The organism is Nocardioides albidus, assembly GCF_006335005.1.
Taxonomy (GTDB): Bacteria; Actinomycetota; Actinomycetes; order Propionibacteriales; family Nocardioidaceae; genus Nocardioides; species Nocardioides albidus.
In genome coordinates this window covers 88,069-94,518 of record NZ_VDMP01000027.1, presented here as the reverse complement: position 1 = coordinate 94,518, position 6,450 = coordinate 88,069, and the positions used below count along the sequence as shown (strand labels likewise).

Below are 6,450 nucleotides of genomic sequence, written 5' to 3'. Positions count from 1 at the left end.
CGCGCGCGACCGCCTCGAGGGTCACCTCGCCCCACGGCCGGTCGAGGAGGAGGGCGCGCAGCGCCGCGAAGACGGCGGTACGACGCTCCGCGGCCGAGCTCACGCCGCGGCCCCGCGCTTGACCCCGCGGAAGTAGACGATCGCGCCGCTGCGCTCGAGGACCACGTCGTCGACGGCCTCCCGCGCGAGCCAGGTCTCGAGCTCCGCGCTCGTGCAACCGGGGCCGAGGAGGCCGGCGAGCCTGCCGACCCGCCGCAGCGGCTCGAAACGCAGCCCGGTGTCCTCGAGCAGCGCGCTCCCGGTGAGCACGGCGCCGGGGCGCAGCACTCGCGCCATCTCGACCACCGCCCGCTCGGGGTCGGGGAAGCAGTGCAGGCCGGTGAAGGTGACGACGAGGTCGAAGGAGCCGTCGTCGAACGGGAGGTCGCCGACGTCGGCGATGCGCGGCACGACCTGGTCCGCGACGCCGCGACGCTCGGCGGCCCGCAGGGTGCGGTCGAGCATCGTCTGCGCGATGTCGCCGGCGACGTACTCCACTCCCTGGCCGGGCCGCAGGCCGCGCAGCGCCACACCTCCTCCGCACGGGATGTCGAGGATCCGGCTGCCCGCGGGCTGGCGGCCGATCTCGTCGGCGGCCCGGTAGAGACGGTCGAGGTCGCTGCCGATGCCGAGCCGCCAGATCGCACCGCCCGGCGCGGGGTGCTCGACGGTCCAGTCGTAGAAGGAGGCCCACAGCGGGTCGTCGGACCAGCCGCCGAGGCCGGGAAGGTGGCCGCGGATCCTGCTCACGCGGGGTCCTCCGCGATCAGGGCCGGGGCCCGCAGCAGCGGCTCGGGTACGGCGAACGCGTCGACGAGCTCGCGGGCGATCGGCCGCACCTGGCGGCACAGCTCGGAGACCTCGCGGGTGATCGCCTTGGAGCGCTGCGTGGTGAGCCGGCCGTGCTCGATGAACCACGCGCGGTCGGCCTCGATCCCGGACAGCGCGTGCAGGTCGCACAGCGCGTTGAGCGTCCGCTTGAGCTCCCCGCTGTCGTCGGGAACCGACGCGACCTTCTCCACGAAGGCCTCCAGCACCAGCCGCTCGACGTGGGCGCGGGCGGCGGCGATGACGTGGTCCTGGACGCGGGAGAAGACCTCCCCGGGAGCCATTCCCGAGTCGACGCCGCGCTTGAGCCGTCGCGCGACCCCGCCGATGCGGTGCTCCTCACGGAACCGGTACATCGCCAGGTGGTAGTTGGGGTCGCGCAGGCCGGTGTCGGCCTCCCAGTTGTCGCCGCCGGGCAGCACGTCGCGGATCTGCTCGAGGAGGCGGTGCACCCGGGTGCGCTCCAGCACCGTCTCCACGGCCAGGCCGGCGACGAATCGGACCATGCCGAGCTGGTCGAGGTCGGAGAACTCGCTGGCGTAGTCGGTCAGCAGTCCCTTGCCCACCAGCTGCAGCAGGACGTGGTTGTCGCCCTCGAAGGTCGTGAAGACGTCGGTGTCGGCCTTGAGCGCGGCGAACCGATTGACCGCCAGATAGCCGGCGCCCCCGCACGCCTCCCGGCACTCCTGGATCACGTCGGTGGCGTGCCAGGTGGCCAGCGCCTTCGTGCCGGCCGCGCGGGACTCCAGCAGGCGCCGGGTCTCCTCGTCGGTCCGGATGCCGGAGAACACGTCGTGCAGCTCGCCGGCGAGCACCTCCTGGGCGAAGTGGAGGGCGTAGGTCCGCGCCAGGCGAGGCAGGAGCCGCCGCTGGTGCAGTCCGTAGTCGAACAGCAACTGCTCGGTCTCGCCAGCACTGCCCTCCGCGTCCTGACCGGTGCCGGTCTCGAACTGCCGCCGCCGCAGGCCGTAGCGCACGGCGATGGTGAGCGCCGTCTTGGCGGCGCTGATGCCGGCGCCGCCGACGCAGACCCGCCCCTGCACGAGGGTGCCCAGCATGGTGAAGAAGCGGCGACCCGGGCTCTCGATGTCGCTGACGTAGCTGCCGTCCTCGGTGACGTCGGCGAAGCGGTTGAGCAGGTTCTCCCGCGGCACCCGGACGGTGCCGTCGGGGTCGAACCAGATCCGGCCGTTGTCGACGCCGTTGAGGCCCATCTTGTGGCCGTCGTCCTCGATGCGGACGCCGGGGAGCGGCTCGCCCGCCTCGTCGCGGATGGGTACGACGAGCGCGTGCACGCCGTGGCCCTCGCCGGCCACCTCCAGCTGGGCGAACACCACCGCCACCCGCGCGTGCCGGGCCGCGTTGCCGATGTAGTCCTTCCCCGCCTCGGGTCGGGTGGTGGTGATGACGAACTCCGCGGTCTCGGGGTCGTAGGTCGCGACCGTGCCGAGCGCCTGGACGTTGCTGCCGTGGGCGGTCTCGGTCATCGCGAAGCAGCCCAACAGCCGGCCGCTGACGACGTCGGCGAGGTAGGCCTCGTGGTGGCGCTGGGTGCCGAGCTGGAGGATCGCGCCTCCGAACAGCCCGAACTGGACGCCGACCTTCACGAGGACCGACAGGTCGCCCAGCGCGAGCGACTCGAACGCGGCGATCGAGGCGCCGATGTCACCGCCGCCGCCGTACTCCTTCGGGAAGCCCATGCCCGCGGCCCCCGTGCCGGCGATCTCGAGCACGACGTCCTTGACGCGCTCGCGGAACTCCGCGCGCGTCATCGTCTCGGCGTCCTCGAGCACCGAGGCGTACGCCGGCAGGAGCTCGCGCACGCTGCGGCGGACCTCGGCGTACGTCCCGTCGAGCAGGGCGGTGAGCTCGGCGACGTCGACGCCCAGCTCGGGGGGCACGGTGGACTGCTCAGCCATGAGCCGAACCTAGTCGGTCGGACTCAGGGGCGGGCGAAGAAGTCGGGGGTGCGCCAGTAGTCGATCGACTCCTCGCTGACCGGGCGGCCGGTGCGCGGGGCGTGGACGATCTGGCCGCCGCCGACGTACAGCGCGACGTGGAAGATCGAGTCCGGGCCGCCCTCGGCCCAGAACACCAGGTCGCCGGGCCGCAGTTGGTCGCGGGTGATCGGCGTGGACTGCTCGTACTGGGCCACGGAGTAGTGCGGGAGCTCCTTGCCGCCGGCGGCCCAGGCCTTCGCGACGAGCCCGGAGCAGTCCCACGCGGAGGGTCCCGCGGCACCCCACTCGTACGGCTCCCCGAGCTGAGCGCGGGCGAAGGCGATGGCCGCCTCGGCGCCGTCGCCCGGGGCGGGGGCCGGGTCGGCCGGGTCGGCCGGGTCGGCCGGGTCGACCGTCTTCGAGGACTTCCCATCGTCCTGGCCGTGCCGGGCCTCCTCGGCCGCCTTGGCGTCCGCCGCCGCCTCGGCCGCGGCCTCGGCGTCGACCGCTGCCTGGTGGGCGCGGGCGACGGCGACGCTCACGCCCTGGAGTCGGGCGAGCCGGCGCACGAGTCGGGTACGACGGCCCTCGATCCGCGCCGTGACGATCGCCGCGTGGCGCGCGGCCGCCCGGGCCTCGTCGCGCGCGGCCCGGGCCTCGGCCAGGGCGCGGTCGGCCTCGACCGCCGCGGCCGTGGCGGTGTCGGCCGCGCTCGCGGCCGCCGCGGAGGAGGCGACGTACTCCTCGCGGCGCTGGTCGAAGAGGGCCTGCACGTGCTCGTTGGCCGAGGACTCCTCCAGCAGGGCGTCGATCCCCTCGGCGTCGACCAGCACGTCGACGACGGACAGGTCGAGGCCCATGCCCTGGGCGGTGATGAGCGCGTCGCGGAACGCCTCCTTGTGCACGGCGAGCGTCTGCTCGGCGCTCGCGGCGTCGGCCGTGGCCCGCCGTTGCGCGTCCCGGGCCAGCCGGGCGGTCCAGCGCGCGCCGTTCCAGGCCTCGGCGGCGCGGCCGGCCCGGATCGTGGCGGCGTCCAGCTCGGCGGCCGCGTCCGCCAGCCGCCGCCGGACGGCGACGACCTCGTCGCCCGCGGCCGCCGCGCGGTCCTGGGCGTGCCGGACGTCGGCGGCGCTGGGCGGGGTGGCGGGCGGGTCGGCGGGCGGGTCCGCCTGGGCCACCGGGATGCAGGCCACCGCCGTCAGCACGAGGACGGACAGGCCGGTTCCGAGACGGGGAGGACGCACTCGCGTCACCGTAGTGCTCTTTCGTCACATCTGAAACATGAATCTCAAAAATCTCATCCGTTACCGGCGTGTCGGCTTGCGAACTACATCGATGTGATTCTCGCGATCCCGGGGACAGACTCACCGGCCGCCGCCCGGACCCAGCCTCACTCCACCTCGACAGGCACCTTCGAGGTGGTCGTGGTGGGGTGCGAGCGGAGGTGCCGATCGAACTTCTGGCCGCTGGCGATCCCGCCGACGTAGAAGGACACGATGGCGATGGCGATGCCGGCGATGTCGTCGGCGACGTAGTGCCAGCCGAAGTAGAGGGTGGCGACGACGGTGAGGCCGAAGTTCACCCAGAAGACGATCTTCAGGGTCTTCGAGCGCAGGGTGTACTGCACCATCAGCGCGACCAGCAGGGTGATGGCGCAGTGCAGGCTGGCGAAGCCGGCGATGGAGTTCACCGACTCGGTGGCGCCGCCGTAGAGCACGTTGCCCCGGGCCCGGACGATCGAGTTCATCAGGTCGGTGGTGCCGGTGTGCGCGAGACCGCCGTCCCCGTAGTACTCCGAGGTGTAGGCGATGCCCGGACCCAGCGTCGGCAGCAGGTAGTAGGACAGCGTGCCGAGCGACCAGGCCAGGCACTGCGAGGTCACGAACCAGTAGCCGAACGAGTGGTTGCGCGACCACACGAGCCACGCCGTCACGGCGAGCGGCACCAGCGGGAGGAACATCAGGTAGATCGGCGAGAGGACCTCGGCGGTGATCGACTTGCCGAGCAGTCCGTGCAGGACGTCGCTCGGGTCGTGCCCGAAGAAGATCACGCGGTCCAGCAGGTGCAGCTCGCGGTCGTAGGACAGCGCCTTGACCTCGCCCGGCGGCGCGTGCGGGTCGGAGCGCACGAACGGCAGGAACGACTTGAGGTTCCGGTAGCTGACGTAGGTCAGGTAGAAGCCGATGACGCCGATCGCGACGAGGGTCGCGCGCTCCTTGGTCCAGTGGGTGCGCAGCCGCTCCCGCACGACCGGGACGACTCGGCCGGGCCGGCCGTGCGCCTTCCACAGCGCGAGCGGCAGCAGGTCGAGGAGGAGCGCGCCCAGGAGGAGGAGGGGGAGCCGGATGTACGACGGTCCGAGGAAGCTGCCCTCGGGGTCGAGCAGCCGGCGGTCCAGCTTCCACGCGGCGAGGAAGGCGATCCCCAGCATGAGCGCGGCCGTGCCGATGAGGAGGGTGTAGGCGCGGCGGTACACCCGAGGGATCCTACGGTGCGCCCCCACCCGCGCTCGTGGCAGCGCCCGGGAGGACGGCGAGCGCGTGCTCTTCGACACGTACGACGACCGGTCGGCCCGGCTGCGCGACCCAGCCGGGAACGCCGACGGCGTCGAGCTCGCCGACGCCCTCGACGCTCACCACGAGCCGGCCGGCGTCCGGCGTGGGACGGAAGGACCGCACCAGCGCGGGGATCCCTCCCGGGATCGGGTCCGGCCCGGCCACGACCGCGGAGGGGCGCAGGGCGACGGCGCCGGTCGGGCGCCCGAGCAGGGCGGTGGCGGCGGGCGCGTCGAGGACCCGGCTGTAGCCCAGGAAGTGAGCGGTGTCGGCGTCGGCCGGGTGCGCCCAGACGTCGGCGGTGGCGCCCTCCTGGACGATCCTCCCGTCCCGCATGATCGCCAGCCGGTCGGCCACGGCGAAGGCCTCGTCCTGGTCGTGGGTGACGAGCAGGGCCGTCGTACCGGACTCGGTCAGGATCCGCCTCAGGTCGGCGGCCAGTCGGCCCCGGAGCCCGGCGTCGAGCGCGCTGAGCGGCTCGTCGAGCAGCAGCAGTCGGGGCCGCGCGGCCAGGGAGCGGGCGAGGGCGACCCGCTGCCGCTCGCCTCCTGAGAGCGTGCGGGGCAGGCGGTCGGCGTAGCCGCCCAGACCGACCAGGTCGAGGAGGTCGTCGACCTCGGCGCGGACGGCGGTGCGGGAGAGTCCCTGCAGCCGGCGGGCGTAGCCGACGTTGCGCGCGACGCTCAGGTGGTCGAAGAGCTGACCGTCCTGGAACATCAGCGCGAACCCGCGCCGATGGGTGGGCGTGCCGGCGAGGTCGGTGCCGTCCCAGCGGATCCGGCCGCCGTCGAGCCGCTCGAGTCCGGCGACCGCCCGCAGCAGCGTCGACTTCCCGCAGCCCGACGGCCCGAGGACGGCGAGCAGGTCGCCGTCGGCGACGGCCAGGTCGACGTCGTCGACGGCGACCGTCCCGTCGAAGGCGACGGTGACGCCCTGCAGCTCCAGGCTCACCACGCCCCCACTCCCGGCACTCGCAGCCGCTCGACGACGAGGATGACACCGGCGGTGACCGCGGCGAGCACGACGGAGGCGGCCATGGCGGTGCCGTAGTTGAGGGCACCCGGATGCCCGAGCAGCCGGTAGATGAC

The 6,450-nt window shown here is 73.5% G+C and carries 5 protein-coding genes; all 5 read right to left on the bottom strand.

Annotation, left to right across the window (positions count from 1 at the left end; translation table 11 throughout):
• Positions 1–99: 99 nt before the first annotated feature.
• Complete coding sequence (locus FHP29_RS18845; RefSeq protein WP_139624420.1) at positions 100–789, bottom strand: class I SAM-dependent methyltransferase; 690 nt, start codon at positions 787–789, stop codon at positions 100–102.
• Entirely contained in the window at positions 786–2,786 is a 2,001-nt protein-coding gene (locus FHP29_RS18840) for an acyl-CoA dehydrogenase family protein (RefSeq protein WP_139624419.1), read from the bottom strand. The genes FHP29_RS18845 and FHP29_RS18840 overlap by 4 nt, the downstream gene beginning before the upstream one ends.
• A gap of 23 nt (positions 2,787–2,809) precedes the next feature.
• Positions 2,810–4,051 carry a C40 family peptidase gene (locus tag FHP29_RS18835; RefSeq protein ID WP_139624418.1) on the bottom strand — a complete coding sequence of 414 codons (1,242 nt, stop codon included), beginning with the start codon at positions 4,049–4,051 and terminating at the stop codon, positions 2,810–2,812.
• Positions 4,052–4,197: 146 nt separating this feature from the next.
• On the bottom strand, positions 4,198–5,283 hold the full coding sequence (locus FHP29_RS18830) for a phosphatase PAP2 family protein (RefSeq protein WP_240044601.1): 1,086 nt from the start codon (positions 5,281–5,283) through the stop codon (positions 4,198–4,200).
• A gap of 10 nt (positions 5,284–5,293) precedes the next feature.
• Positions 5,294–6,313: an ABC transporter ATP-binding protein gene (locus FHP29_RS18825; RefSeq protein WP_139624417.1), complete on the bottom strand. Its 1,020-nt coding sequence runs from the start codon at positions 6,311–6,313 to the stop codon at positions 5,294–5,296.
• Between the last annotated feature and the right edge of the window lie 137 nt (positions 6,314–6,450).

Excerpts from the sequence above, each read along its gene's own strand:
- FHP29_RS18840 (WP_139624419.1), bottom strand. The coding sequence starts at position 2,786 with ATGGCTGAGCAGTCCACCGTGCCCCCCGAGCTGGGCGTCGACGTCGCC.